Genomic DNA, 25,423 nt, shown 5'->3' with positions numbered 1-25,423 from the left:
GCGGAGCTTTTCCGCTGTGGGACATTTCGTCCCGGTGAGCCGCCCATTCTACATCGTTTTCTCGGTCCGTCAACAGCCGCAGGAGAAACTTTTTTGCGGGAGGGATGGACGTCGACCCTTCGATGCAGGGTGGTTCGTCGAAGGGGCGTGAATCATAGCGCCACGCCTGCTGGCTGTGAAGAGGTGACGGCAATATTTCCGTCCAGGACGGCGCAGGCGCCGGCACTACACTGGCCCGACCGCTCGCCGCACGAGAGACCACGCGATGCCGAAATTCCTGATTGCCGCGCTGTTGTTGTTGCCGTGCGGCCACGCCTGCGCGGCGCCGGCGCAGGCCGCGCCGCTGGCCGTGACCCTGCACGGCCAGCGCTTTGCGGTGGAACTGGCCACGAACGAGGCCGCGCGCGAGCGCGGCCTGATGATGCGCACGTCGCTGACGCCGGACCGCGGCATGCTGTTCGTGTTTCCCGACACGGCGCCGCGCGGGTTCTGGATGAAGAACACCCTGATCCCGCTCGACATCCTGTATTTCGATGCGCAGCGCAGGCTGGTGTCGGCGCAACTGGACGTGCCGCCGTGCAAGGCGGATCCCTGCGCCATCTATCCCAGCGCGGGACCAGCCCGTTACGTGCTGGAGCTGTCTGCGGGCACTGCGAAACGGATCGGCGTGCGCGACGGCGACGTGCTGGCGATCGAGGGCAGCGTGGGCGCGGTCGACTGAGCGGCGCCGCCGGCGACGGAGGGAGCGAGCACCAGGCCCACGCGGTAGGGGATCAAGGCTTCCGGACGGATCGCGTCCAGCATGTCCCACTCGTCTTCGAAAGGAATGAACTGCTGCATGGCGATGCTTCCGGCTGGGGCGCGTGGCTTGCGCACGGAAGCATCAAAGCGGATCTGCGGGCCCGTTCGCAGGCAGCGGGATGACGAAAACGGGCCCGGCGCGGGCGGAAGCCGGCGATCAGTCGACCTCGATCATCTCGAAGTCGCTCTTGGTGGCGCCGCAGTCCGGACAGGTCCAGGTCTCCGGCACGTCGTCCCAGCGGGTGCCGGGCTCGATGCCCTCCTCGGGCACGCCCAGTGCTTCGTCGTAGATATAGCCGCACACCACGCACATCCATTTGCGCAGCATCGTGGTTCCGGTGGAGCTCTGGGTCATCGTCGGGCTTCTTTGTGCGAGAGTGAATAGTGCATTCTCGCAACTCGCCTGCCGTTGCGGAAGCACGGCATCCGCCGCCGTCCACGGGGCGCCCATCGAAATCCATGCCATGACCCCTGTCCGATTCCCGCAGCGCGGCCTGTACGCGATCACCGACGGACCGCGCCCCGACCTGCTGGCCGTGGTGGCGCAGGCCCTGGCCGGCGGCGCCCGGGTGGTGCAGTACCGCGACAAGACCGACGATTCCGCGCGGCGCCACGCCGAAGCCGCCGCGCTCAAGCAGCTCTGCGATGCCCACGCCGTGCCGCTGATCGTCAACGACGACGTGGCCCTCGCGCTCGCGGTCGGCGCCGCCGGCGTGCACCTGGGCCGCGACGACGACGCCGTGGCCGCCGCCCGCGCCGTGCTGGGCGCCGGCGCGATCGTGGGCGTCTCCTGCTACGGCTCGCTGGAGCGCGCCCGCGCCGCCGCCGCGGACGGCGCGGACTATGTGGCGTTCGGTGCGTTCCATGCCTCGCCCACCAAGCCGCACGCCGTTCGCGCCTCGATCGACGTGCTGCGACACAGCGCCACCCTGGGCGTGCCGCGAGTGGCGATCGGCGGCATCACGGCCGACAATGCGCCCGGCCTGGTCGAAGCCGGCGCCGACGTCCTCGCCGTGATCTCTGCAGTGTTCGGCGCCGCCGACGTGCGCGCGGCCGCGCAGCGCTTCGCCCGCCTCCATTTTCCCGATTGACCGAGACCCGCCCCATGAGCACCAACCACGAACTGTTCCAGCGCGCCCTCCAGCTGATGCCCGGCGGCGTCAATTCGCCGGTGCGCGCCTTCAAGTCGGTGGGCGGCGAGCCGTTCTTCACCGCCCGCGCCGATGGCGCGTACCTCTGGGACGTGGAAGGCAGGCGCTACATCGACTACGTGGGCTCGTGGGGACCGATGATCGTGGGCCACAACCATCCCGCCGTGCGCGAGGCGGTGGAGCGCGCGGTGAAGGACGGCCTCTCCTTCGGCACGCCCTGCCCCGCCGAGGTGACGATGGCCGAGACCATCGCGAAGCTGGTGCCGTCGATGGAGATGGTGCGCATGGTGAACTCCGGCACCGAGGCCACCATGTCGGCGATACGCCTCGCCCGCGGCGCCACCGGGCGCGCGAAGATCGTGAAGTTCGAAGGCTGCTACCACGGCCACGGCGACAGCTTCCTGGTGAAGGCCGGCTCGGGCGCGCTCACGTTCGGCGTGCCCACCTCGCCCGGCGTGCCCAAGGCGAACGCCGACCTCACGCTCACCCTGCCCTACAACGACCTGGATGCCGCGAAGGCCCTGTTCGCCGAACAGGGCGGGGAGATCGCCGGCCTGATCATCGAGCCGGTCGCCGGCAACATGAACTGCATCCCGCCGGTGGACGGCTATCTGCAGGGCCTGCGCGAGCTGTGCACGCGGCACGGCGCGCTGCTGATCTTCGACGAAGTGATGACCGGCTTCCGCGTGGCGCTGGGCGGCGCGCAGGCGTTGTACGGGGTGACGCCGGATCTCAGCACCTTCGGCAAGATCATCGGCGGCGGCATGCCGGTGGGCGCCTACGGCGGCCGCCGCGAATTGATGGAACAGGTCGCGCCGGCGGGCCCGATCTACCAGGCCGGCACGCTCAGCGGCAATCCGGTCGCGATGGCCGCGGGCCTGGCGATGCTGGAGCTGATCCAGGCGCCGGGCTTCCACGACACGCTGGCCGCGCGCACGCGCCTGCTCTGCGACGGCTTCCAGTCGGTGGCCGACGGCGCGGGCGTGCCGTTCAGCACCAATCGCGTGGGCGGCATGTTCGGCCTGTTCTTCAGCGCGCAGAAGGTGAGCAGCTACGCCCAGGCCACCGCCGCCGACGCCGCGCTGTTCAACCGCTTCTTCCACGGCATGCTGAAGCGCGGCGTGTACCTCGCGCCCAGCGCGTTCGAGGCGGGCTTCCTGTCCAGCGCGCACAGCGACCAGGACATCGCCGACACCTTGCAGGCCGCGCGCGAAGCGCTGGCCGAAGCCGGCGCACGCTGACCCGATGGCCTCGGTGCTGATCACGCAGCGGCGCGAACGCGACAGCCACCTGGCGCCGGTCGCGCGCGAAGGCTGGCGGCGCCGCGGTTTCGGCATCGTGTTCGGCACGGACACCCGCGCCGGGCGCGTGTTCGACATCGTGCTGATGGTCGCGATCGTGGCCAGCGTGCTGGTGACCATGCTGGACAGCGTTAGTACGCTGCACGAACGCTACGGCGGCCTGCTGCGCACGCTGGAGTGGCTGTTCACCGGCATGTTCGCGATCGAATACGCGCTGCGCCTCGCGGTGCTGGCGCGACCGCTGCGCTACGCGCGCAGCTTCTACGGCCTGATCGACCTGCTCGCGATCCTGCCGTCGCTGGCCAGCCTGGTGCTCACCGGCACCGAGCAGCTGATCGGCATCCGCGCGCTGCGCATCCTGCGCGTGTTCCGCGTGCTGAAGCTGGCGCGCTACGTGGGCGCGGCCGACCAGATGCGCGCGGCGCTGGTCCGCAGCCGGCGCAAGATCTTCGTGTTCATCGCCACCATGCTGATCATGATCAGCGTGTTCGGCGCGGTCATGTACGTGGTGGAAGGCCCGGCGCACGGCTTCACCAGCATTCCGCGTTCGATGTACTGGGCCGCGGTGACCATGGCCACGGTGGGATTCGGCGACATCGCCCCCAGCACGCCGCTGGGCCAGTTCATCACCACCATCATGATCCTGATCGGCTACGGCATCATCGCCGTGCCCACCGGCATCTACGCGGCGGAGCTCACCCAGTCCCTGAATCGCGACCGCATGCAGCGGCGCTGCAATGCCTGCGGCTGGCACGGCCACGAGGCCGACGCGCGCTACTGCCACCACTGCGGCGCGAGCATGGCAACCGCCGCGGACAAACCCGCGGCCGGGGCGTAGACTCCAGGCACGCGAGCCAGACAGCCAACTACAAGCTTTACACATGAATAGCTTTACTATTCATGGCGGGCGCGCAGGATGACGTCAGCCGTCATCCGTCGGCATGTCACAGGAGCAGTTGCCATGAAATCCACCACCCTCGCCTGCGCGCTGGCCATCGGCCTGGGCCTGCCGCTTTCCGGCATGACGATGCCGGCGATGCCGGCCATGCAGGCCGCGGCCCCCGCCACCGCGGCGCCGGCCGCACCGAAACTCCACGCCGCGCTACGCGGGCTGTGGCACGGCCACATCGTGCATACCCGCGCCTACGCGATGGCCGTGAAGGCAGGCAACCAGGCCGCCGCGGCGAAGGCCGCCGCCGACGTGGTCGCGAACGCGAAGCAGATCGCCGACGCCGTGGCCGGCTTCTACGGCGCCGATGCCGGCAAGGGCATGCTGAAGCTGCTGGCCGGGCACTGGGCCGGCGTCAAGGCGCTTACCGACGCGGCCCATGCCGGCGACAAGGCCGCCGGCGACAAGGCCATGCAGGAGCTGTCCGCCAACGCGGGCGATATCGCGAAGTTCCTCGCCGGCGCCAACCCCGCGAACTGGCCCGAAGCCACCGTGCGCGGCCTGCTGCTGGAGCATGTGGCCGACCACCAGGCGCAGGTCGGCGAGATCATGCGCGGCGACGCCGCCGCCGAAGCGAAGACCTGGGCCGGCATGCAGGAGCACATGAACATGATCGCCGACGCGCTGGCCGGCGGCATCGCCCAGCAGTTCCCGGCCAAGGCGCAGTGAAAGCCGTCGGCGCCCTGCGCCAGCTCGGCCAGACCCAGCAGAAACTGCTGCGGTCGCTGCTGGCTGCGCCGCAGGGCGCCAGCGTGGAGACGCTGTGCCTGGCGCTGGGCGTGACCCACAACGCGGTGAGGCAGCACCTCGCCGCGTTGATCGCCGCGGGCTACGTCGAGCGCGGCACCGCGCGTCCCACCGGCGGCCGGCCGCAGGCGCGCTACCTGCTGCTGCCGGCGGGGCGCGAGCTGTTTCCGCGCAACTACGGCCTGATCGCCACCGGCATCCTCGAACACCTCTACGCCAGCGCCGGCAAGGCCGCCGTGCAGTCGCTGCTGGCCACGATGGGGCAGGAACTGGGCAGCGCCGCGGCCAGTCGCATCGACGGGGAGGACGATGCCGCCATCGCGGCGCGGCTCGCCGAGCAGCTCGATGCCCTCGGCTACGAGGCCTCCACCGTGCAGCGCGACGGCGAAACCCAGGTCGAGGCCTGGAACTGCGTGTTCCACACCCTGGCCCGGACGCATCCGGACGTGTGCCGCTTCGACCTCGCCTTCATGGAAGCGGCCACCGGACGGCCGATCCAGCACATGGAATGCCTGCTGCGCGGCGGCCATGCCTGCCGCTTCCGGCTCGGCAAGCCGCGCAGCGGCGAAGGCTGATCACCACTGCCCGGTGTTGGGCATCGACGCCCACGGTTCCTGCGGCGGCAGGTGGCCGTCCTGCAGCAGTTCCACCGAGACCAGGTCGGGCGAGCGCACGAAGGCCATGTGGCCGTCGCGCGGCGGGCGGTTGATCACGTAGCCCATGTCCATCAGGCGCTGGCAGGTGGCGTAGATGTCCTCCACGCGGAACGCGAGATGGCCGAAGTTGCGCGCGCTGCCGTAGTCCTCGCTGGAGCCCCAGTTGTACGTGAGCTCGACCTCGGCCTCGGGGCTGTCCGGCGCCGCCAGGAACACCAGGGTGAACTTGCCCTGCGTGTTCTCCATGCGCCGCATCTCCTTGAGGCCCAGGCCTTCGCAGTAGAAACGCAGCGAGGCGTCGATGTCGCGCACGCGCACCATGGTGTGCAGGTATTTCATGGGGTTCACCGGAATGTCGTCGATGGGGGAGCGGCCGATGATAGCAATCGTGGCGCAGCTCAACCGCGCAGGCGCGAGCGCAGCGCCTGCGCCATGGTCTCCAGCTCGGCGACCTTCGTTGCCGACGGCACGCCGTCGGGATAGACGCGCATCAGGCCGTCGCCCACCCGGCGCGGCTGCACGTGCAGGTGGAAGTGGAACACTTCCTGCCCTCCCGCATCGCCGTTGGACTGCCAGAGGTTGAGGCCGGGCGGATCGAACTCCACGCGCAGCGCATGCGCCACCTGCTGCGCCATGCGCATCGCGGCGGCCGCCTCCTCGGGCGTGAGCGCGTAGATATCCGGCGCATGCCGCCGCGGCACCACCAGCACATGGCCCGGCACGGCCTGGCGCAGGTCCATGAAGGCCAGCACCGTGCCGTCGTCCGCCACGATGGCTGCCGGCGCCTCGCCCGCGACGATCGTGCAGAACGGACAGGCCGCGGCGTTCACGCCGCGGCGAAATCGGCCAGGGCCGCGCGCAGGCGCTTGAGGCCTTCGGCCAGTTCCTCGGCCGTGATCGTCAGCGGCGGCACGAAGCGCAGCACGTCGGGACCGGCCTGCAGCAGCAGCAGGCCGCGCGCCGCGGCGCGATCGAGGATCTCGCCGGCACGCCCCTTGTAAGCCGGGGCAAGCTCAGCGCCGATCATCAGGCCGCGGCCGCGCACATCGTCGAACAGGTGCAACTCCGTATTGATCGCCGCCAATCCGTCGCGCAGGGCCTGCGCCTGCACGGCCACGTTCGCCAGCAATCCGGATGACCCCAGCTTGCGCAGCGCCACGCGCGCCACCGCGGCAGCCATCGGGTTGCCGCCGAAGGTGGTGCCGTGGGCGCCGTACTGCATCACCTCGGCCACCTTCGGGCCGGCGAGCATCGCGCCGATCGGGAAGCCGCAGCCCAGCGCCTTGGCCAGGGTCACGATGTCGGGTTTCACGCCGTCCTGCGCGTGCGCGAACAGCGTGCCGGTACGACCCATGCCGCACTGGATCTCGTCCAGCACCAGCAGCGCACCGTGCGCGTCGCACAGCTCGCGCACGCGCTGCAGGAAGCCCGGCGCAGCCGGCAGCACGCCGCCCTCGCCCTGCACCGGCTCGAGCATCACCGCGGCGATGTCGCCGGCGGCGAACGCGGCTTCCAGCGCTGCGGCGTCGTTGAAATCGAGGTAGCGGAAACCTTCCGGCAACGGCTCGTAGCCGGCCTGGTATTTCGGCTGCGCGGTGGCGGTGACGGTGGCGAGGGTGCGGCCGTGGAACGAGCCCTTGAAGGTGACGATGACGCGCTTGTCCGCGGCGCGCCCCTGCGCAGCCGCCCACTTGCGCACCAGCTTGATCGCCGCCTCGTTCGCCTCGGCGCCGGAGTTGCACAGGAACACGCGCTCGGCGAAACCGCTCGCGCTCACCAGCTCCTCGGCGAGGCGCAGCGGCGGCTCGGTGTAGAACACGTTGCTGGCGTGCCACAGCTTCTGCGCCTGCGCGGTGAGCGCGGCAAGCAGGTCCGGGTCGCCATGGCCCAGCGCGTTCACCGCGATGCCGGCGCCCAGGTCGACGTAGTCGCGCCCCTCCGTATCCCACACGCGAGCGCCCTTGCCGTGATCGAGCACCAGCTCGCGCGGCTTGTACACCGGCAGCCAGTACTGCTTGCCGAGCGAGGTGAGGGACGAGGTGTCGTGCGTGGTCATGGACGTTCCGGTGTGATCGGGAGAGCGAGGCGTGACCGGTAATGTTAGGACATTTGCGCCGCGCTCAGTCGAGGAACAGATCGGGCAGCAGCGGCGAGCCCGGCGCCACCGCATAGGCGTCGAAATCGGTCATGCCGGTTTCGCGCAGCACGTCCTCGTCGATGGCGAAGTGGCCGCTGTAATCGCGGGCGGCACGGGTGAGGATGGCATGTGCCGCATCCGCCACGATCTCCGGCCGGCGGCACTGCTCGGCACGCACGCCGTCGATCATCGCGATCGCCGCGGTGGCGATCACCGTGCGCGGCCACAGCGCGTTCACCGCGACGCCCAGCGGCGCGAACTCCGCCGCCATGCCCAGCACGCACAGGCTCATGCCCATCTTGGCGATGGTGTAGGCGGTGTGCGGCGCAAACCATTTCGGGTCCACGCTGGGCGGCGGCGACAGCATCAGCACGTGCGGGTTCGCCGCCTGCTTCAGGTACGGCAGGCAGGCCTGGGTGACCACGAAGGTGCCGCGCGTGTTGACCTGGTGCATCAGGTCGAAGCGCTTCATCGGCGTGCCTTCCACCCCGGCCAGCCAGATCGCGCTGGCGTTGTTGACCACGATGTCGATGCCGCCGAAGCGCTCCGCCGCCTGCGCCGCCGCGGCCTGCACCCCGGCCTCGTCGCGGATGTCGCACTTCAGCGCCAGCGCCTTGCCGCCGGCCGCCTCGACCTCAGCGGCGGCGGTATGGATGGTGCCCGGCAGTCTGGGATTGGCCACGCCGCTCTTCGCGGCGATGACCACATTCGCGCCGTCGCGCGCAGCGCGCAGCGCAATCGCGAGGCCGATGCCGCGCGAGGCGCCGGTGATGAACAGGGTCTTGCCGGCCAGGGTGCTCATGCGGATTCCCGATGGGAGTGAAAGGATCAGGCCTTCTGGAAGCGCGGCAGGATATCGCGCAGCTCGGCCAGGCGTTGCAGCGGATCGGCCAGCTCCAGCAGGCGCTGGCGTTCGTCGCCGCTCAGCGGCAGCAGTTCGGCGAGCCGGAAACCCAGCCAGCGCGCGTCGTCGTAGCATTCGCGCGGCGCCTGCTTCCATTGCGGCGCCATCGCGTCGACCAGGCGCTCGGCAATCGTCTGCAACAAGGCCAGCTCGACCGGCACGGGCGTGGGCGGCTCCTCCGGCCACCACTCCACCTCGCCGCGCAACTGGCCGTCTCCCCGCGCCCGCGTGCGCCGCACCCGGAACCGCTGGCCGCCCTCGGCCACGATGCCGAGCAGGCCGCCGGCGCCGTGATGGAAGTCCACGATGCGCGCCAGCGTGCCCACCGCCGCCGGCAGCGCCGGCTCGCCCGTCTCGCGTCCTTCCAGGATCAGGCAGACGCCGAAACCGCGGTCCTCGCGCGTGCACTCGCGCACCATGTCCACGTAGCGCGGCTCGAAGATGCGCAGTTCCAGCCGCCCGCCCGGGTACAGCACCGTGGACAGCGGGAACAAGGGCAGTTCGGCGCGGGAGGAACGTCCAGCCATGCGGGCAGTGTAGCGAGCGTCGGCGACGCGGGCCGCCCACTGGACGCCTGCGGGGCGCGACGGCACATTAGCCGCTCCACCCGGGGAGCACGCGCAAGGATGTCGACCACCGCCACCGCACCGGCCACGACCTTCCCCGCCACTCCGAACGGGCCCGTGCTGCGCGTGCGCGGCCTGCGCAAGGCGTTCAAGCAGCGCGAGGTGCTGCGCGGCATCGACTGGGACGTGCCGTCCGGCCGCGTGGTCGGCCTGCTGGGCCGCAACGGCGCCGGCAAGACCACCCTGCTGCGCTGCCTGCTGGGCCTCTCGCCCACCGACGCCGGCACGGTGGAGCTGTTCGGCGAGGCCATGACCGAGCCCGGCGGCGAACGCATGCACCGCATCGGCTTCGTGCCGCAGACCTTCGACCTGTTTCCGTGGATGAAGGTGCGCGCCTATCTCGATTTCACCGCCGCGTTCTACGCGAACTGGAACCACGCGCTGGCCGGCCGCCTGCTGGGCGACTGGCAACTGGACCCGAAGCAGAAGATCGGCGAGCTGTCGCAAGGCCAGCGGCAGAAGCTGGCGATCGTGCGCGCGATCGCGCCCCAGCCCGACCTGCTGGTGCTGGACGAGCCCGTCGCCAGCCTGGACCCGCAGGCGCGCCGCGCCTTCATGGCCGAACTGCTGGAGCTGATGAAGGCGCCGGGCAAGACGGTGATCTTCTCCACCCACATCACCGCCGACCTGGAGCGCGCGGATGCCGACATCGCCTTGCTGCGCGACGGCGCGATCCAGTTCACCCGTCCGCTGGCCGAGTTGCGCGAACGCCTGCGCCGGGCCGTGCTCGCGCGGCCCGGCGGCTGGACGCAGGCGCCCGCGCTGCCCGGCGTGCTGAAGGCCACGCTCAAGGGCGACGAGGCGCAGTTGCTGGTGGAGGACGCGGACCCGGAAGGCCTGCAGGCGCTGGCCGCGCGCGAGGGCGCCACGCTGCGCATCGAGACGCCCACGCTGGAAGACCTGTTCGTGGAACTGGCATGAAGGCGCTGTGGCAGCTGTGGCGGCTGCCGTTCCGGCAGATGGCGGTGGGCGCCGTGCTGCTGCAGCTGGCCTGGCTGGCCGGCGCGGTGCTGCTGGGCTGCGTGCCCGCCACCGACGCGAGCCTTGCTGGCGTGGCTGCGATGCTGTTCGCCTTCGGCGCCTGGTTCTGGTTCACCCTGCTGGGAATGTGCCTGCGCGGCCTGTGCCGGCCGGAGAGTTTCCTGCTGCCCGGCTTCCGCCAGCGGCTGGCCCGGATGGGCGCGCTGCAAGTCGCGCAATGGGTGCTGCTGCCCACGCTGGCCGCGCTGGTGCTGGGCGTGCCGCATGCCCTGCTGGGCGGCGCGGGCCTCCTGCTGCTGGCGGCGATCGGTTTGGCGGCCAGCTCGGCGCGCTACATCAGCCTGGTGGTGTGGGGCGTGTTCATGCTGGCCGGCTGGCAGCCTGGCCTGGCGGGCGCGGCCGTCAAGGTGCTGATCGCCTCGGCGTGGGCGGTGCCGCTGGCGCTGCTGCTGGCGGTGCTGGTCGCCAGCCTGGGCCTGCGCCCGCTCCTGCGCATCGAGGACCGCGAAACGGACAGCTCGCCGCTGGAGAACGCGCAACTGGGCCGCGCGCGCGCCCGCAACCTGGACGGCACGCCGGCGCGCCGCGGCAAGCTGGGCCAGCGCACCGGCGCGATCTTCGACGGCACCTCGCAGCGCGCGATGGAGCAGGCGCTGGCGCGCTACCGCGCGAAGCCGGGCTGGCACCTGCGCACGGTGCTGGTGCGCCGGCTGCTGCTGCCGCACGACAATCCGCAGGCGATCGCGCTGCGCCTGCTGATGGTGGCGGCGATCGTGACGTTCTACGTGGTGGCGGTGATGCACCGGCAGCGTTTCAACGCCGCGGTGGTGGGCGCCTACGCGATCCTGCTGGGGCTGGCGCGCTTCCCGCAACTGGGCCGCGGCATGCGGCAGATGCGGCCGAACCTCGCCGACCTCTATCTCACGCTGGCGCCGCCCACGCGCACCGACTACCAGCAGACCTTGCTGGACGCACTGGTGGTGCTGGTGCCGATCACCGTGCTCAGCACCGTGGCCTACACCGGCCTGGGCATCGTGCTCACCCACGCGGCGGAACCGGCGCGCATGCTGCTGGCCGGGGCCATCGTCAGCGTGGGCGCCAGCCTCACCGCACTGGCGGTGCACCTGGTCGGCCCGGAAAGCGGTTTCGGCCGCGGCGTGGTGGACGTCGTCGTCACGGTGGGCGCGATGGCGGTGTACTGGGGCGGCTACTGGCTGCTGGGCGCGCTGGGCCTGACTATCGGCGGCGGCCTGCTGTTGCTGGTCACGCTGGGATTCGGGCTGGGCGTGTGGAGCTCGGCACGACGCGAATACCTGCGCCGGCCGCCGTGCTTCGACGCGCCACTGGCCGGGTGAAGCCGCCGGTCAGGAGCGCAGCAGTTCGGCAAAGCGGCGCGGGGCGCCCTCGAAACCGCCGTTGGACATGAACACCACGTGGTCGCCGGGGCGCGCCTGCGCACGCAGCGCCGCCAGCAGCGCGTCGACGCTGGGGGCCGCGCTGCCGCGACCCTGCAGGGCGTCGGTGACGCGGTGCGCGTCCCACGGCAGCTCGGGCCGATGCAGGAACACCACGGCATCCGCATCGGCCAGCGAAGGCGCCAGCGCATCGGCATGCGCGCCGAGCCGCATCGAATTTGAGCGCGGCTCCAGCGCCACCAGGATGCGTGCCTTGCCCACCTTCGCGCGCAGGCCGGCCAGGGTGGTGGCGATGGCAGTCGGGTGATGCGCGAAGTCGTCGTAGACGCGCACGCCGCCCGCATCGCCCACCAGCTCCATGCGCCGCTTCACGCTCTCGAAATCGGCGAAGGCGGGCAGCAACGCGCGCGGATCGGCGCCCGCCGCGGCAGCGGCGGCGAGCGCAGCCAGCGCGTTCATCACGCTGTGGTTGCCGAGCAGCGACCAGCGCACCTCGCCGATCGCCTCGCCCTTGCGGGTCACCTTGAACGCGCTGCCGTCGGCTTCGACCAACTCCGCCTGCCAGTCGCCGCGGCCGATGCCGAAGCTTTCCACCGGCGTCCAGCAGCCCATCGCCAGCACTTCGGCGAGGCGCTCGTCGTGGGCGTTGACGATCAGCCGGCCGTTGCCCGGCACGGTGCGCACGAGGTGATGGAACTGGCGCTGGATCGCCGCCACGTCGGGGAAGATGTCCGCGTGGTCGTATTCGAGGTTGTTGAGAATGGCGATGCGCGGACGGTAGTGCACGAACTTCGAGCGCTTGTCGAAGAACGCGGTGTCGTATTCGTCCGCCTCGATCACGAAGGGCTTGCCCGCGCCCAGCCGCGCGGACACGCCGAAGTTGCCCGGCACGCCGCCGATCAGGAAACCGGGCGCGAGCCCCGCGCTTTCGAGCAGGTGCGCCAGCAGGCTGGTGGTGGTGGTCTTGCCGTGGGTGCCGGCGACGGCCAGCACCTCGCGCCCGGGCAGCAGCGTCTCGCCCAGCCACTGCGGGCCGGAGATGTAGCGCAGCTGCGCGTCGAGCATGTATTCGACCGCCGGATTGCCGCGCGTCATCGCGTTGCCGACGACCACCAGGTCGGGCGCGGGCTGCAGGTATTCGGCCTTGTAGCCGTCCATCAGGCGGATGCCCAGCGCTTCGAGCTGGGTGCTCATCGGCGGATAGACGTTCGCGTCGGAGCCTTCGACGGTGAGCGCCAGCTCACGCGCCAGCGCGGCGACGCCGCCCATGAAGGTGCCGCAGATGCCGAGGATGTGCAGACGCATGATGTGGAATCCGTCCTCTCGCGATGCTTGCTCCCTTCTCCCGCCGGGAGAGGGGCTGGGGGTGAGGGTACGGGACTTGCGGAGGAAGGAGGTTTCGCGGGCCGGATGTACTCGCTGCGCCCGACCCCTCACCCCGGCTCTCTCCCCGCAGGGAGAGGGGGGAATCGCGGCTTCAGCCGTTGGCGGCAGCCGCCTCGGCCTTGAGCGCGCGCTTCACGCGGGCGGTGACTTCGTCCAGCTCGCCGACGCCGTCGACCACCTGCAGGGTGCCGCGCCTGGCGTAGAAATCCGCCACCGGCGCGGTCTGTTCGGCATAGACCTTGAGGCGGTCGCGCACCACGGCGGGGTCGTCGTCCTTGCGGTGTTCGGCGGCGTAGCGGATCTCGCAGCGGCCGACGATCGCCTCGTTCGGCACTTCCAGCTTCACCACTGCGTCCAGCGGCTGGCCGATGCGGGCCAGCAGGTGGTCGAGCGCGTCGGCCTGCGCGAGGTTGCGCGGGTAGCCGTCGAGGATGAAGCCGTTCTTCGCGTCGGGCTGGGCCAGGCGTTCTTCCAGCATGGCGAGCAGGATGTCGTCGGAGACCAGCTTGCCGGCGTCCATCACCGCCTTGGCCTTGAGCCCGGTCGGCGTTCCCGCGGCCACGGCGGCGCGCAGCATGTCGCCGGTGGAGATGTGCGGCACGCCCAGGTCGTTCTTCAGCCGGGCGGCCTGGGTGCCCTTGCCCGAACCGGGCGCGCCGAGTAGCACGAGTCGCATATCGCTCCGCAATGGCGGCAGATGGCCGCCTACTCCGTGGGAATTGAACTTCACGGTAGCGTTTGCGGGCCGCCGCCGTCAAACGAAAACCGCGGCGCCAGTACCGACTTTCGTCGTATCGGCGCGATACTGCGCCCCCACCCAGGAGATCGTCATGCCGACCCGCCACGCCACGTCCGACCGCCTGCTCTATGCCCAGTCCGGCGGCGTCACCGCCGTGATAAACGCCACCGCCGCTGGCGTTATCGAGGCGGCGCGCGCCCGGGGCGTGCCGGTCTATGCCGCGCGCAACGGCATCCTCGGCGCGCTGCGCGAGGAGCTGATCGACACCCGGAAGGAAACCCGGGCCGCGGTTGCGGCATTGCGCCACACCCCCGGCGGCGCGTTCGGCAGCTGTCGCTACAAGCTGAAGTCGCTGGAGGCGAACCGTGCCGAGTACGAACGCCTGATCGAGGTGTTCCGCGCCCACGACATCCGCTGGTTCCTCTACAACGGCGGCAACGACTCGGCCGACACCGCGCTGAAGATCTCGCAGCTGGGCAAGGCGATGAAGTACGACATCCGCTGCATCGGCGTGCCGAAGACGGTGGACAACGACCTCGCCGTCACCGACTGCTGCCCCGGCTTCGGCTCGGTGGCGAAGTACACCGCCGTCTCCACGCTTGAAGCCAGCCTGGACGTGGCCTCGATGGCCTCCACCTCGACCAAGGTGTTCATCCTGGAAGTGATGGGCCGCCACGCCGGCTGGATCGCCGCCGCCGCCGGCCTCGCCGGCGATGGCGCGGATGCGCCCCCGCACCTGATCCTGTTCCCCGAGAACGTGTTCGACGAAGCCGCATTCCTCGCCAAGGTGAAGGCCACGGTGGAACGCGTGGGCTGGTGCACCGTGGTGGCGTCTGAAGGCATCCGCAATGCCGCCGGCCAATTCCTCGCCGACGCCGGCACGCGCGACGCGTTCGGCCACGTGCAGTTGGGCGGCGTGGCGCCCACGCTGGCCGAACTGGTGAAGGGCAAGCTGGGCTACAAGGTGCACTGGGCGCTGCCCGACTATCTGCAGCGCTCGGCCCGCCACCTCGCCTCCAGGGTGGATGCCGAACAGGCCTATGCCGTGGGCAAGGCCGCGGTGGATTGCGCGCTGGCCGGCATGAACGCGGTGATGCCGGCGATCGTGCGCACGTCCGACGCGCCCTACCGCTGGAAGATCGAACCCGCGCCGCTGGCAAAGATCGCCAACCACGAGAAGAAGCTGCCGAAAGGTTTCATCCGCAAGGACGGCTTCGGCATCACCGCCGCCGCGCGCCGCTATCTCGCGCCGTTGATCGCTGGCGAATCGGCGCCGCCCACGAAGAACGGCCTGCCGGTCTACGTGCAGCTGAAAAACGTGGCGGTGGCGAAGAAGCTGGCCCCGTGGCCGCCGGGCTGATTCCCGGCACGCCCACTCCCTGAAATCCCCGCGTATCGATGCGACGACGATGCGCGGCCGCTCAGAACAAGCCGTTCAACTCCGCATGCGTGGCGTTGCCGGCGAAGCCGTCGAAGCGCCCTTCGGCGAGGCCGCGCGCGGCGCGCAGGAAGCCGCCCCAGGCGGCGCCCGCCAGCGCGCCGCCAACGCTGATCCGGCGCACGCCGAGCTGCGCGAGATCGGCCTGCGTGAACGGTGCGGCGTAACCCACCAGCACGTTCACCGGCTTTGGCGCCACGGCGCGCACCACCGCTTCGATCTGTTCGCGCGTGCGCAAGCCCGGCGCATAGAGGCAATCCGCGCCGGCTTCGGCATAGGCCTTGAGGCGCTTCAGCGATTCGTCGAGCGGATCGGGATGGCCGACCAGGAAGCACTCGGCACGGCCGACCAGCATCACGTCCTGGCCTGAGGCGTCGATCGCGGCGCGCGCGGCACGCATGCGCGCCACCGCCTCGTCGAGCCCGTACAGCGGCTGCGCGGCGTCGCCGGTGGCATCCTCGATCGACAGGCCGGCCACGCCGGTGTCGACGCAGCGGCGCACGTTGTCCGCAAGTTCCTTCAGGTCGCGGGCGTGGCCGTCCTCGAAGTCGGCGTTCACCGGCAGGTCGGTGGCTGCGACGATCGCGCGGCAATGCGCCAGCACCGCGTCCACGTCCATCGCGTTGTCGGCATGCGCGCGCGACCACGCGAAACCGGAACTGGTGGTCGCCAGCGCCTTGAAACCCAGCTGCTGCAGGGCGCGGGCGGAACCGGGGTCCCAGGGATTGGGGAGCATGAAGCAACCGCTTTCGTGCAACTTGCGGAAGGCGGCGCGGCGTGGTGCGAAGTCGGCGGGATTCATGCCTGCAGCCTACTCCTGGCGGCCACGCGCGGGGCCGTCGCGGGCAGCTGAATGGCGGCCCGATGAGGCGCTGCACCGACATATCTTCCGTTCAGACGCAATTTCATACGCTCCGTCCCGAGCCGCATACGGCCCAACCGGAGATCCCGCGATGAAGATCCTCTACAGCCTCATGCTTGCCCTGCCCCTGCTGGCCGGCAGCGGCGCCGCGCTGGCCGACCACGACCATGGACGCGGTCGCGGACACGACCGCCACGGCTGGCAGGACGGTCGCGGGCACGACCGCCACGGTTGGCAGGATGGCCGCGGTCACGGTCGCCACGACGACCGGCGCCGCGTGGTCGTCCACCACTACGACCGTTACGACCGGCACGACCGCTACCGCCACTGGGAGCGCGGCCACCGCTACGGCGGCCCGGTCTACGTGGTGCACGACTACGGCCACTACCGCCTGCGCCCGCCGCCGCGCGGCTACGGCTGGGTGCGCGCGGACAACAACGACTACCTGCTGATCGCGCTCGCCACCGGCATCATCCTCGACGTCGCCATGCGCTGAATCCGCATTGCCGCAAGGCAGGCCGCGCATCGCTGCGCGGCCTGCGCTTTTCCGCAGGACGTTGCGCCGCACAACGGAATCGCCGCCGGCCTCTGCCTATACTCCCCGACGACCGCCCGCTCCGGACGGCCATTACAACCATGGGGAGGCTCCGATGCTGCAGCAGTTTGGCTGGTGGATCGTGCTCGCGTGTGCGGTGGTGGCAGTGTTGTATGGCGCCATATCGGCACGCTGGGTTCTGGCGCAGTCGCCGGGCAATGCACGGATGCAGGAAATCGCGGCGGCGGTGCAGGAAGGCGCCCGCGCCTACCTCAATCGCCAGTACGGCACGATCGGCATCGTCGGCGTGGTGCTGTTCCTTTTGATCGGTTTCTTCCTTTCCTGGCCCACCGCGATCGGCTTCCTGATCGGCGCGGTGCTGTCCGGCGCGGCCGGCTACATCGGCATGAACGTCTCGGTGCGCGCGAACGTGCGCACGGCGGAGGCGGCGCGGCAGGGCCTGGGGCCGGCGATGAACGTGGCGTTCCGCGGCGGCGCGATCACCGGCATGCTGGTGGTGGGCCTGGCGCTGCTCGGCGTGGCCGGCTACTGGCTGATCCTCGACCGCAGCGGCGTCACCAGCGAGCACGCGCTGCATGCCCTGGTGGGCCTGGCCTTCGGCAGCTCGCTGATCTCGATCTTCGCGCGCCTGGGCGGCGGCATCTTCACCAAGGGCGCGGACGTGGGCGCCGACCTGGTCGGCAAGGTCGAGGCCGGCATCCCCGAGGACGACCCGCGCAACCCGGCGGTGATCGCCGACAACGTGGGCGACAACGTGGGCGACTGCGCGGGCATGGCGGCCGACCTGTTCGAGACCTACGCGGTGACGGTGATCGCCACCATGCTGCTGGGCGGCCTCACGCTGAGCAATGCGGGCAGCGACGCGGTGCTGTACCCGCTGCTGCTGGGCGCGGTGTCGATCATCGCCTCGATCATCGGCACGCTGTTCGTGAAGGTTGGCGCGGGCGGCTCGATCATGGGCGCGCTGTACAAGGGCGTGGCGGTGTCGGGCGTGCTGGCGGCGGCAGCGTTCTACCCGATCACCATGCAGATGATGGCGAGCTTCGACGGCGGCGCGCTGAACCTGTGGTTCTGCTCGCTGATCGGCCTGGCGCTCACCGGCGCGATCGTGTGGATCACCGAGTACTACACCGGCACCGACTACAAGCCCGTGCAGCACATCGCGCAGGCCTCCACCACCGGCCACGGCACCAACATCATCGCGGGCCTCGGCATCTCGATGAAGGCCACCGGCCTGCCGGTGGTGGCGATCTGCGTGGCGATCTGGGCCGCGTATGCGCTGGGCGGCCTGTACGGCATCGCGATCGCGGCGACCGCGATGCTGTCGATGGCCGGCATGATCGTGGCGCTGGACGCCTACGGCCCGATCACCGACAACGCCGGCGGCATCGCCGAGATGGCCGACCTGCCGCCGGAAGTGCGCGGCGTCACCGATCCGCTGGATGCGGTGGGCAACACCACCAAGGCGGTGACCAAGGGCTACGCGATCGGCTCGGCCGCGCTGGCCGCGCTGGTCCTGTTCGCCGACTACACGCACAACCTCGACGTGTCCGCCCAGCTCAAGGCGGCGGCCAGCGGCGGCGTGGCGCAGACGCTGAGCTTCGACCTGTCCGACCACATGGTGATCATCGGCCTGCTGATCGGCGGCCTGATCCCCTACCTGTTCGGCGCGATGGCGATGGAGGCGGTGGGCCGCGCCGCGGGCGCGGTGGTGGAGGAAGTGCGCCGCCAGTTCCGCGACATCGCCGGCATCATGCAGGGCACCGGCAAGCCGCAGTACGACAAGGCGGTGGACATGCTCACCCGCTCGGCGATCAAGGAGATGATCGTGCCGTCGCTGCTGCCGGTGGTGGTGCCCATCGTGGTCGGCCTGCTGCTGGGGCCGAAGGCGCTGGGCGGCGTGCTGATCGGCACCATCGTCACCGGCCTGTTCGTGGCGATCTCGATGACCACCGGCGGCGGCGCCTGGGACAACGCCAAGAAGTACATCGAGGACGGCCACCACGGCGGCAAGGGTTCGGAAGCGCACAAGGCCGCGGTCACCGGCGACACCGTGGGCGACCCCTACAAGGACACCGCCGGCCCCGCGGTGAACCCGCTGATCAAGATCATCAACATCGTGGCGCTCTTGATCATCCCGCTGCTGCACTGAGCACCACGCGCTTCGACGACAGGCCCCGCATGCGGGGCCTGTCGCTTTTCCGGCAGGCCTGACTTTAGTCACAGGCAGGGGCCGCCGGACGCAGTCACACTCGCCGTCACCGGCGACCCGTCACACGACAAGGACTCCACGCATGACTTCCAGGCATTCCCTCTGGCTGGCGCTCGCGCTGGGCATCACACTGGGCGGCATGAACGCCACCCATGCCGCCACCGCCGACCAGCCCGCCGCCGGCGACGATCCCTACCTGTGGCTGGAAGCCACCCACGACGCCCGCGCCATGGACTGGGTGAAAAAGCAGAACGCGATCACCGAGCAGGCGTTCGCCAGCTCGCCGGCGTTCGACCACACCCGCGACCAGATCCTGGAAGTGCTGGATTCCGACGCGCGCATTCCCTACGTGCGCCGCATGGGCGACCACCTCTACAACTTCTGGCAGGACAAGGCGCACCCGCGCGGCCTGTGGCGCCGCACCACGCTGGCCGAATACCGCAAGGCCGATCCCAAGTGGGAAACCGTGCTGGACGTGGACGCGCTGAACAAGGCCGAGGGCAAGCGCTGGGTGTGGAAGGGCGCGCAGTGCCTGAAACCCGCCTACACGCACTGCCTGCTGTCGCTGTCGCCCGACGGCGGCGACGCGGTGGCGGTGCGCGAGTTCGACACCACCACCAGGTCCTTCGTGAAGGACGGCTTCGAGCTGCCGGTGGCCAAGACCGAGGTGGGCTGGATCGACCAGGACCACATCTACGTGGGCACCGACTTCGGCCCCGGTTCCATGACCAGGTCCAGCTACCCGCGCATCGCCAAGGAATGGAAGCGCGGCACGCCGCTTGCCGCCGCCGCGACGGTATATGAAGGCAAGCCCGAGGATCTCGCGGTGAGCGCCTACCACGACCGCACGCCGGGCTTCGAACGCGACTTCGTGCAGGTGGCCACCGACTTCTTCCACAGCGAAACCTTGCTGCGCAAGGACGGCAAGCTGGTGAAGCTGGACGTGCCCGATGATGCCCGCGCCGACGCGCACCGCGAGTGGCTGCTGGTGACGCTGCGCTCGCCGTGGACGGTGGGCGGCGCCACCTATCCCAGCGGCGCGCTGATCGCCACGAAGTTCGACGACTTCGTGGCCGGCAAGCGCGCGTTCACCGTGCTGTTCAAGCCCGATGCGCACACCGCGCTGTCCGACTATGCGTGGACGCAGCACCATCTGATCCTCGACGTGCTGGACGACGTGAAGAGCCGGCTGGAAGTGCTCACCCCTCCCGCAAATTCCGCGACCGCCGGCGACTGGCAGCGCGAGGCGATGCCGGGCGCACCGGCGATGAGCACGGTGGCGGTGGTCGGCACCGACCCGGACCACAGCGACGAATACTGGCTCACCGTCACCGGCTTCCTCACCCCGCCCTCGCTGGAACGCGGCGTGCTGGGCCAGGGCAACGCCGAGACGATCAAGCGCCAGCCGGCGTTCTTCGACGCCTCGAAGTTCAGCGTGAGCCAGCACTTCGTCGCCTCCAAGGACGGCACCCGCGTGCCGTATTTCGAGATCGCGCCGAAGGACCTGAAGCTCGACGGCAGCCATCGCACCCTGCTCTACGGCTACGGCGGCTTCGAGGTTTCGCTGCAGCCGTCCTACAGCGGCAGCGTCGGCCGCGCGTGGCTGAGCCGCGGCGGCGTCTACGTGATCGCCAACATCCGCGGCGGCGGCGAGTACGGCCCGGCCTGGCACCAGGCCGCGCTGCAGGCGAACCGGCCCAAGGCCTATGAGGACTTCGCAGCGGTAGCGGAGGATCTGGTGAAGCGCGGCGTCACCTCCGCGAAGCACCTCGGCGCCGAGGGCGGCAGCAACGGCGGCCTGCTGATGGGCAACATGCTCACCCAGTACCCGCAACTGCTCGGCGCCATCGCCTGCGAAGTGCCGCTGCTCGACATGAAGCGCTACATCCACCTCGACGCCGGCGCCTCGTGGATCGCCGAATACGGCAACCCCGACGACCCGAAGCAATGGAGCTTCATCAAGACCTTCTCGCCCTACCAGAACCTGCACAAGGAAACGCACTACCCACCGGTGCTGTTCTACACCACCACCAGCGACGACCGCGTAGGCCCCGCGCAGGCGCGCAAGATGGCCGCGAAGATGGAGGGCATGGACATCCCCAACGTGTGGTTCTACGAGAACCTGGAAGGCGGCCACGGCGCCGGCGCGGACAACAAGCAGTCCGCCCACATGCACGCGATGGTGTACGACTTCCTGTGGGAGCAGCTGAAGTAGGCCGCGCCGACATGCGGAGCGCAGGCGAGCCGGCCCGGGGCCGGCTCGCCTGTTTCAGGGACAGCCGCTTTCGCCCCGGGAGCCACGCGGCCCCGGAACCATTACCCTTGCCGGCAACCGAGTCCGGATACCGATCCCGTGAGCTCCATTCCAGCAGGCACCGATGTTGACCGCCCGTTGACGGCTGACGAGGCAACCGTAGTCCAGTGGCTTCTGGAACACGGTGATGGAGACAACCGCGAGTTCCTTGCGCAGTTGAAACGCGCGCGCGTCGTGCGTCTTTGCCCATGTGGCTGCGCCAGCATTGATTTCTCGATCGACGGCAAGCGGCCCCAGCATTTCGCCATGCATGTACTTTCCGACTACGAGTGGCGCAACAACCTCGGTCATCTTTGCGGAGCATTCGTGTTCGAGCAGGATGGTTTGCTCGCCGGGCTGGATTTATGGTCCATCGATGGGCTCGGCATCCCGGACGCCATGCCGCCCATCGAACGTCTTGTTCTTCACGGTTCGTCCACGCTCGCCTGACCCCTCGCCCAAGCCAGAGCGCCCCATGAGTCCCCAACGCATCATCAGCCCCGAACTGCGCCAGTGGATCCTCGACACCACCCGCGCCGGCCACGGCCCGCAGGACGTGCTGGAGTTGATGCGGGCGCACGGCTACGACCCGCGGCAGAGCTGCGCGATCCTGGCCGAGGTGCTGAAGCTGCCGGTGGCGGCGGTGCATGCGAATGTCCCCGCGCCGAGCGGGCTCCGCACGAAACACCCCCAAGGCCCCCTGGCCAAGGCGGGCGACCGCGAGGTGCGGGTGACGATGGGCATGGACAAGCCCGCGCTGCGGGTGCTGGACGGCTTGCTGACCGGCGCGGAATGCGAGGAGCTGATCGAACTGGCGCGGCCCCGGCTGGCGCGCGCGCTCACCGTGGACGCGGCCGGCCAGCAGCAGGTCGATCACCGGCGCACCAGCGTGGGCATGTTCTTCAAGCTCGCCGAACTGCCGCCGGTGGCGCGGCTGGAACAGCGCATCGCCGACTTGCTCGACGTGCCGGCCAGCCACGGCGAGGGGCTGCAGATCCTGCACTACCTGCCGGGCCAGGAATACCAGCCGCACTACGACTGGTTCGATTCCGCCCAGCCCGGCTACGCGACGATCACCGCGCGCGGCGGCCAGCGCATCGCCAGCGTGGTGATGTACCTCAACACGCCCGAGGCCGGCGGCGGCACCGCCTTCCCGGAGGTGGGCGTCACGGTGACCGCGCTGCGCGGTTCGGCCGTCTATTTCGCCTACGAGGGCGGCGACTCCAGCTCGCTGCACGCCGGGCTGCCGGTGCAGCGCGGCGAGAAGTGGATCGCCACCAAGTGGCTGCGCGAGCGGCCGTACTGAATCCGCCGCCGCGGCCCTGGAGCCGTCCGCCGCGGGCCGCGGCCCGCTCGTTCAGCCTTTCCTGCTGCATCGCAACAGCGACTGGCGTATCCTTGCGGGCCAATTCCACCGAAACCCGCGCAAGGACATCCACCATGGGTCTGCACCTGGTTCCCGCCGGCCGCAACGTGCCGGACGAAATCAACGTCATCATCGAAATCCCCAAGGATGCCGAGCCGGTCAAGTACGAGGTGGACAAGGCGTCGGGCGCGATCTTCGTGGACCGCATCCTGTCCACGCCCATGCGCTACCCCTGCAACTACGGCTACGTGCCGGGCACGCTGGGCGGCGACGGCGACCCGCTGGACGTCGTGGTGATCCTGCCGCTGCCGCTGGCGGTGGGCTCGGTGATCCGCTGCCACCCGGTCGGCATGCTGAAGATGACCGACGAGGCCGGCAGCGACGAGAAGCTGGTGGTGATCCCCTCGCCGAAGGTGTTCCCCGGCTACGCCCACATCAACGACATGAAGGGCGTGTCGCCGCACTGGCTGGAGCGCATCGGCCACTTCTTCGAGCACTACAAGGACCTCGAGAAGGGCAAGTGGGTGAAGGTGGAAGGCTGGGAAGGCGCGGAGTCGGCGAAGGCCGAGATCATCGCCGGCATCGCCCGCTACGAGGCTGCCAAGGGCTGAGTTCCCTGCATTGAACGGCGCGTCGCCGCGAGGCGCGCGCCGTTTTTCATGCCCGCGATCCGGCGCCCCGCGTGCGCGCCTTGCGCTTCGCGGCGGCCGCGCCGCGTTCCCACGGCGGCGGGTCGCCCAGTTTCTCGATCAGGAATTCGGTGAACGCGCGCACCCGCGGCGGCACCAGCCGACGCTGCGGCGTCACCGCCCAGATGCCGCTTTCGGGCAGCGTGCAATCCGGCAGCACCACGTCCAGCAGCCCCTTGGCCAGCGCCTCGTGCACGTGCCACAGCGAGTGCACGGCGATGCCCTGCCCGGCCAGCGCCGCATCGCGCACCGCCTCGCCCAGCGTGGTCTCGAAGCGTCCCTGCACGCGTATGGCGTGCTCGTGCCCGCGGCGGTCGACCAGGCGCCACACGTCCTGGCCGGACAGCAGCACGCATTCGTGCCGCGCCAGGTCGGCCGGCACGCGCGGGCGACCGTGGCGGCGCAGGTAGCCGGGCGAGGCGCACAGCACGCGCCGGTTCGCCGCCAGCTTGCGCGCGACCAGGCTGGAATCGTTCAGCGCGCCGATGCGGATGGCGAGGTCGTAACCCTCGCCCACCACGTCCACCATCTCGTCGCTGAGGTGCGCGAACAGGCGCAGCTTCGGATGGCGCGCCAGGAATTCCGGCAGCAGCGCCGAGATGTATTCGCGACCGAACGCGGCGGACATGGTCACGCGCAAGGTGCCGGTGACGGCGGCGGCGCTCTGGCGCAGGCCGGCGGTGAGTGCGTCCAGGTCCTCCACCAGCGCGCGGCCCTGCTCGGCCAGCAGGCGGCCTTCCGGCGTGGGATGCAGCCGGCGCGTGGTCCGCTGCAGCAGCCGCACGCCCAGGCCGCGCTCCAGCCGCTGCAGGCGCTGGCTGGCCACCGCCGCCGATAGATCGAGGCTGCGCGCGGCCGCACTGATCGAACCCTGGTCCAGCACGCGCAGGAACAGCGCGAGGTCGTCGAGGCGGTCCATGGCTTTCAACCAATTATTGAAAATGAATCGCCATCTTGGTGGTTTCTGCTGAGAGTGCAAGCGTCCAGCATGGGCGCTCCCCGCACGGAACCACCTGCATGAACCCCACCCGCACGCCGCCGGCGCTGTACGCGCTGGCGATCGGCGCCTTCGGCATCGGCACCACCGAATTCGCCATCATGGGCCTGCTGCAACAGGTCTCCGCCAGCCTCGGCGTGAGCATCGCCAGCGCGGGCCTGCTGATCTCCGGCTATGCCTTCGGCGTGTTCGTGGGCGCGCCGGCGATCACGCTGGCCACGCGCAGGTTGCCGCGCAAGCTGGTGCTGCTGGGGCTGATGGCGGTCTTCACCCTGGGCAACCTCGCCTGCGCGCTCGCCACCAGCTACAGCGCATTGATGGCCGCCCGCGTGCTTACTTCACTGGCACACGGCACTTTCTTCGGCGTGGGTTCGGTGGTGGCCACTTCACTGGTGCCGGAACAGCGCAAGGCCTCGGCCATCGCCACCATGTTCAACGGCCTCGCGCTGGCCACGCTGATCGGCGTGCCGGCGTGCGCGTGGCTGGGCCTGCACCATGGCTGGCACGCGGCGTTCTGGGCGATCACCGCCATCGGCGTGCTGGCGATGGTCTCGCTGGCGGTCCTGTTGCCGGCCACCCACGAACACGATGCCGCGCCGGTGTCGCTGGACAGCGAACTGCGCGCCATCACGGGCGTGCCGGTACTGATCGGCCTCGCCACCACGATCTTCGGCTTCGCCGGCGTGTTCGTGGTCTACACCTTCATCGAGCCGCTGCTCACCCGCGTCACCGGCTTCGGCGACGCCATGGTCTCGCCCGTCCTGCTGGTGTTCGGCCTGGGCATGGCCATCGGCAATCCGCTGGGCGGCAAGCTGGCCGACCGCCATCTGTCCAGCGCCCTGGTCGGCACGCTGGCCGCGCTGGCGGTGGTGCTGGTGGCGTTCGGCTTCGCGATGCAGGTGCGCTGGGCCATGGTGCTGACTACCGGCCTGCTCGGCATGGCGATGTTCGCCACCGTGGCGCCGCTGCAGATGTGGGTGCTGCGCCAGGCCGCCCACGCGCCCAGCCTCGCCTCCAGCCTCAACATCGGCGCCTTCAACCTCGCCAACGCGCTGGGCGCATGGCTGGGCAGCGCAGCGGTGGCGCGCGGCGCGGGCCTCACCGCGCTGCCGTGGATCGCCGCCGCCGTCACTGTCCTCGGCATCGCGCTGGCGGCGCAGGCGCTGCGCGGCCAACGCGCTGCGCAGACCGCCCCGCTGTGCCCGCAGGCCTGACCA

26 protein-coding genes are annotated in these 25,423 nt (G+C 70.2%); 16 read left to right on the top strand and 10 right to left on the bottom strand.

Features of this window, described 5'->3' with window-relative positions; all coding sequences use genetic code 11:
• Positions 1-265: 265 nt before the first annotated feature.
• Positions 266-721, top strand: coding sequence for a DUF192 domain-containing protein (locus PCA_RS01535; RefSeq protein ID WP_181300379.1), 456 nt, complete (start codon positions 266-268; stop codon positions 719-721).
• Positions 722-958: 237 nt separating this feature from the next.
• Here the strand turns inward: PCA_RS01535 and PCA_RS01530 are convergent, their stop codons facing one another.
• Positions 959-1,156, bottom strand: a complete 198-nt coding sequence (locus tag PCA_RS01530) for a rubredoxin (RefSeq protein ID WP_181300377.1) — start codon at positions 1,154-1,156, stop codon at positions 959-961.
• A gap of 109 nt (positions 1,157-1,265) precedes the next feature.
• Between PCA_RS01530 and thiE the strand changes: the two genes are divergently transcribed.
• From thiE to PCA_RS01505, 5 genes are all read left to right on the top strand, one after another.
• Positions 1,266-1,892, top strand: a complete 627-nt coding sequence (gene thiE / locus PCA_RS01525; protein WP_181300375.1) for a thiamine phosphate synthase — start codon at positions 1,266-1,268, stop codon at positions 1,890-1,892.
• Between the two features lie 14 nt (positions 1,893-1,906).
• Positions 1,907-3,193: a glutamate-1-semialdehyde 2,1-aminomutase gene (gene hemL / locus PCA_RS01520; protein ID WP_181300373.1), complete on the top strand. Its 1,287-nt coding sequence runs from the start codon at positions 1,907-1,909 to the stop codon at positions 3,191-3,193.
• 4 nt (positions 3,194-3,197) lie between these two features.
• Complete coding sequence (locus tag PCA_RS01515; RefSeq protein ID WP_181300371.1) at positions 3,198-4,091, top strand: ion transporter; 894 nt, start codon at positions 3,198-3,200, stop codon at positions 4,089-4,091.
• A gap of 123 nt (positions 4,092-4,214) precedes the next feature.
• A complete protein-coding gene (locus PCA_RS01510) occupies positions 4,215-4,871 on the top strand; it encodes a hypothetical protein (RefSeq protein WP_181300370.1) in 657 nt (218 codons plus the stop codon).
• The gene (locus PCA_RS01505) at positions 4,868-5,524 is read left to right on the top strand and encodes a MarR family transcriptional regulator (RefSeq protein ID WP_181300368.1); all 657 of its coding nucleotides are present in this window, start codon (positions 4,868-4,870) and stop codon (positions 5,522-5,524) included. The genes PCA_RS01510 and PCA_RS01505 overlap by 4 nt, the downstream gene beginning before the upstream one ends.
• On the opposite strand, the gene PCA_RS01500 is transcribed toward PCA_RS01505, so the two are convergent.
• The 5 genes from PCA_RS01500 to PCA_RS01480 all read right to left on the bottom strand — a co-directional run bounded on the left by PCA_RS01500 (position 5,525) and on the right by PCA_RS01480 (position 9,173).
• Entirely contained in the window at positions 5,525-5,944 is a 420-nt protein-coding gene (locus tag PCA_RS01500) for a VOC family protein (RefSeq protein ID WP_181300366.1), read from the bottom strand.
• A gap of 59 nt (positions 5,945-6,003) precedes the next feature.
• A complete protein-coding gene (locus PCA_RS01495; protein WP_181300364.1) occupies positions 6,004-6,435 on the bottom strand; it encodes an HIT domain-containing protein in 432 nt (143 codons plus the stop codon).
• A complete protein-coding gene (locus PCA_RS01490) occupies positions 6,432-7,661 on the bottom strand; it encodes an acetylornithine/succinylornithine family transaminase (protein WP_181300362.1) in 1,230 nt (409 codons plus the stop codon). Before PCA_RS01490 ends, PCA_RS01495 begins: the two co-directional genes overlap by 4 nt.
• Before the next feature lie 64 nt (positions 7,662-7,725).
• The gene (locus PCA_RS01485) at positions 7,726-8,544 is read right to left on the bottom strand and encodes an NAD(P)-dependent oxidoreductase (RefSeq protein WP_181300357.1); all 819 of its coding nucleotides are present in this window, start codon (positions 8,542-8,544) and stop codon (positions 7,726-7,728) included.
• Positions 8,545-8,570: 26 nt separating this feature from the next.
• Positions 8,571-9,173 carry an LON peptidase substrate-binding domain-containing protein gene (locus PCA_RS01480; RefSeq protein ID WP_181300355.1) on the bottom strand — a complete coding sequence of 201 codons (603 nt, stop codon included), beginning with the start codon at positions 9,171-9,173 and terminating at the stop codon, positions 8,571-8,573.
• Positions 9,174-9,272: 99 nt separating this feature from the next.
• Between PCA_RS01480 and PCA_RS01475 the strand changes: the two genes are divergently transcribed.
• Entirely contained in the window at positions 9,273-10,193 is a 921-nt protein-coding gene (locus PCA_RS01475; RefSeq protein ID WP_181300353.1) for an ABC transporter ATP-binding protein, read from the top strand.
• Positions 10,190-11,608, top strand: a complete 1,419-nt coding sequence (locus tag PCA_RS01470) for a hypothetical protein (RefSeq protein ID WP_181300351.1) — start codon at positions 10,190-10,192, stop codon at positions 11,606-11,608. Before PCA_RS01475 ends, PCA_RS01470 begins: the two co-directional genes overlap by 4 nt.
• Before the next feature lie 9 nt (positions 11,609-11,617).
• Here PCA_RS01470 and mpl read toward each other — a convergent pair whose 3' ends face one another.
• A complete protein-coding gene (gene mpl / locus PCA_RS01465) occupies positions 11,618-12,973 on the bottom strand; it encodes a UDP-N-acetylmuramate:L-alanyl-gamma-D-glutamyl-meso-diaminopimelate ligase (RefSeq protein WP_181300349.1) in 1,356 nt (451 codons plus the stop codon).
• A gap of 172 nt (positions 12,974-13,145) precedes the next feature.
• Positions 13,146-13,730: an adenylate kinase gene (locus tag PCA_RS01460; RefSeq protein WP_181300347.1), complete on the bottom strand. Its 585-nt coding sequence runs from the start codon at positions 13,728-13,730 to the stop codon at positions 13,146-13,148.
• 154 nt (positions 13,731-13,884) lie between these two features.
• Here PCA_RS01460 and PCA_RS01455 point away from each other — a divergent pair, with 154 nt between their 5' ends.
• Entirely contained in the window at positions 13,885-15,153 is a 1,269-nt protein-coding gene (locus tag PCA_RS01455) for a 6-phosphofructokinase (RefSeq protein WP_181300345.1), read from the top strand.
• A 61-nt stretch (positions 15,154-15,214) separates the two neighbouring features.
• Here the strand turns inward: PCA_RS01455 and PCA_RS01450 are convergent, their stop codons facing one another.
• Positions 15,215-16,033, bottom strand: a complete 819-nt coding sequence (locus tag PCA_RS01450) for an isocitrate lyase/phosphoenolpyruvate mutase family protein (protein ID WP_181300343.1) — start codon at positions 16,031-16,033, stop codon at positions 15,215-15,217.
• Positions 16,034-16,184: 151 nt separating this feature from the next.
• On the opposite strand from PCA_RS01450, the gene PCA_RS01445 reads away from it, so the two are divergent.
• From PCA_RS01445 to ppa, 6 genes are all read left to right on the top strand, one after another.
• Entirely contained in the window at positions 16,185-16,589 is a 405-nt protein-coding gene (locus PCA_RS01445; RefSeq protein ID WP_181300342.1) for an RcnB family protein, read from the top strand.
• A 154-nt stretch (positions 16,590-16,743) separates the two neighbouring features.
• Positions 16,744-18,801 (top strand): sodium-translocating pyrophosphatase, encoded by a 2,058-nt coding sequence (locus PCA_RS01440; RefSeq protein ID WP_181300340.1) that lies wholly within the window; start codon positions 16,744-16,746, stop codon positions 18,799-18,801.
• 199 nt (positions 18,802-19,000) lie between these two features.
• The gene (locus PCA_RS01435; protein WP_255436588.1) at positions 19,001-21,076 is read left to right on the top strand and encodes a prolyl oligopeptidase family serine peptidase; all 2,076 of its coding nucleotides are present in this window, start codon (positions 19,001-19,003) and stop codon (positions 21,074-21,076) included.
• A gap of 138 nt (positions 21,077-21,214) precedes the next feature.
• Positions 21,215-21,604, top strand: coding sequence for a hypothetical protein (locus PCA_RS01430; protein ID WP_181300337.1), 390 nt, complete (start codon positions 21,215-21,217; stop codon positions 21,602-21,604).
• A 25-nt stretch (positions 21,605-21,629) separates the two neighbouring features.
• The gene (locus tag PCA_RS01425) at positions 21,630-22,460 is read left to right on the top strand and encodes a 2OG-Fe(II) oxygenase (RefSeq protein ID WP_181300336.1); all 831 of its coding nucleotides are present in this window, start codon (positions 21,630-21,632) and stop codon (positions 22,458-22,460) included.
• 134 nt (positions 22,461-22,594) lie between these two features.
• Positions 22,595-23,131 (top strand): inorganic diphosphatase, encoded by a 537-nt coding sequence (gene ppa / locus PCA_RS01420; RefSeq protein WP_181300335.1) that lies wholly within the window; start codon positions 22,595-22,597, stop codon positions 23,129-23,131.
• 46 nt (positions 23,132-23,177) lie between these two features.
• Here the strand turns inward: ppa and PCA_RS01415 are convergent, their stop codons facing one another.
• Positions 23,178-24,128, bottom strand: coding sequence for a LysR family transcriptional regulator (locus tag PCA_RS01415; protein WP_181300334.1), 951 nt, complete (start codon positions 24,126-24,128; stop codon positions 23,178-23,180).
• Positions 24,129-24,226: 98 nt separating this feature from the next.
• On the opposite strand from PCA_RS01415, the gene PCA_RS01410 reads away from it, so the two are divergent.
• The gene (locus tag PCA_RS01410; protein ID WP_181300333.1) at positions 24,227-25,420 is read left to right on the top strand and encodes an MFS transporter; all 1,194 of its coding nucleotides are present in this window, start codon (positions 24,227-24,229) and stop codon (positions 25,418-25,420) included.
• Positions 25,421-25,423: the final 3 nt, after the last annotated feature.

It is taken from the genome of Rhodanobacter sp. PCA2 (assembly GCF_013620825.1).
Lineage (GTDB): Bacteria > Pseudomonadota > Gammaproteobacteria > Xanthomonadales > Rhodanobacteraceae > Rhodanobacter_A.
The sequence above is the reverse complement of the archived record's forward strand: the minus strand, read 5'-3'. Positions and strand labels throughout refer to the sequence as shown.

Excerpts from the sequence above, each read along its gene's own strand:
- PCA_RS01535 (WP_181300379.1), top strand. The coding sequence starts at position 266 with ATGCCGAAATTCCTGATTGCCGCGCTGTTGTTGTTGCCGTGCGGCCAC.
- PCA_RS01530 (WP_181300377.1), bottom strand. The coding sequence starts at position 1,156 with ATGACCCAGAGCTCCACCGGAACCACGATGCTGCGCAAATGGATGTGC.
- thiE (WP_181300375.1), top strand. The coding sequence starts at position 1,266 with ATGACCCCTGTCCGATTCCCGCAGCGCGGCCTGTACGCGATCACCGAC.
- hemL (WP_181300373.1), top strand. The coding sequence starts at position 1,907 with ATGAGCACCAACCACGAACTGTTCCAGCGCGCCCTCCAGCTGATGCCC.
- PCA_RS01515 (WP_181300371.1), top strand. The coding sequence starts at position 3,198 with ATGGCCTCGGTGCTGATCACGCAGCGGCGCGAACGCGACAGCCACCTG.
- PCA_RS01510 (WP_181300370.1), top strand. The coding sequence starts at position 4,215 with ATGAAATCCACCACCCTCGCCTGCGCGCTGGCCATCGGCCTGGGCCTG.
- PCA_RS01500 (WP_181300366.1), bottom strand. The coding sequence starts at position 5,944 with ATGAAATACCTGCACACCATGGTGCGCGTGCGCGACATCGACGCCTCG.
- PCA_RS01490 (WP_181300362.1), bottom strand. The coding sequence starts at position 7,661 with ATGACCACGCACGACACCTCGTCCCTCACCTCGCTCGGCAAGCAGTAC.
- PCA_RS01485 (WP_181300357.1), bottom strand. The coding sequence starts at position 8,544 with ATGAGCACCCTGGCCGGCAAGACCCTGTTCATCACCGGCGCCTCGCGC.
- PCA_RS01480 (WP_181300355.1), bottom strand. The coding sequence starts at position 9,173 with ATGGCTGGACGTTCCTCCCGCGCCGAACTGCCCTTGTTCCCGCTGTCC.
- PCA_RS01475 (WP_181300353.1), top strand. The coding sequence starts at position 9,273 with ATGTCGACCACCGCCACCGCACCGGCCACGACCTTCCCCGCCACTCCG.
- PCA_RS01470 (WP_181300351.1), top strand. The coding sequence starts at position 10,190 with ATGAAGGCGCTGTGGCAGCTGTGGCGGCTGCCGTTCCGGCAGATGGCG.
- mpl (WP_181300349.1), bottom strand. The coding sequence starts at position 12,973 with ATGCGTCTGCACATCCTCGGCATCTGCGGCACCTTCATGGGCGGCGTC.
- PCA_RS01460 (WP_181300347.1), bottom strand. The coding sequence starts at position 13,730 with ATGCGACTCGTGCTACTCGGCGCGCCCGGTTCGGGCAAGGGCACCCAG.
- PCA_RS01455 (WP_181300345.1), top strand. The coding sequence starts at position 13,885 with ATGCCGACCCGCCACGCCACGTCCGACCGCCTGCTCTATGCCCAGTCC.
- PCA_RS01450 (WP_181300343.1), bottom strand. The coding sequence starts at position 16,033 with ATGAATCCCGCCGACTTCGCACCACGCCGCGCCGCCTTCCGCAAGTTG.
- PCA_RS01445 (WP_181300342.1), top strand. The coding sequence starts at position 16,185 with ATGAAGATCCTCTACAGCCTCATGCTTGCCCTGCCCCTGCTGGCCGGC.
- PCA_RS01440 (WP_181300340.1), top strand. The coding sequence starts at position 16,744 with ATGCTGCAGCAGTTTGGCTGGTGGATCGTGCTCGCGTGTGCGGTGGTG.
- PCA_RS01435 (WP_255436588.1), top strand. The coding sequence starts at position 19,001 with ATGAACGCCACCCATGCCGCCACCGCCGACCAGCCCGCCGCCGGCGAC.
- PCA_RS01425 (WP_181300336.1), top strand. The coding sequence starts at position 21,630 with ATGAGTCCCCAACGCATCATCAGCCCCGAACTGCGCCAGTGGATCCTC.
- ppa (WP_181300335.1), top strand. The coding sequence starts at position 22,595 with ATGGGTCTGCACCTGGTTCCCGCCGGCCGCAACGTGCCGGACGAAATC.
- PCA_RS01415 (WP_181300334.1), bottom strand. The coding sequence starts at position 24,128 with ATGGACCGCCTCGACGACCTCGCGCTGTTCCTGCGCGTGCTGGACCAG.
- PCA_RS01410 (WP_181300333.1), top strand. The coding sequence starts at position 24,227 with ATGAACCCCACCCGCACGCCGCCGGCGCTGTACGCGCTGGCGATCGGC.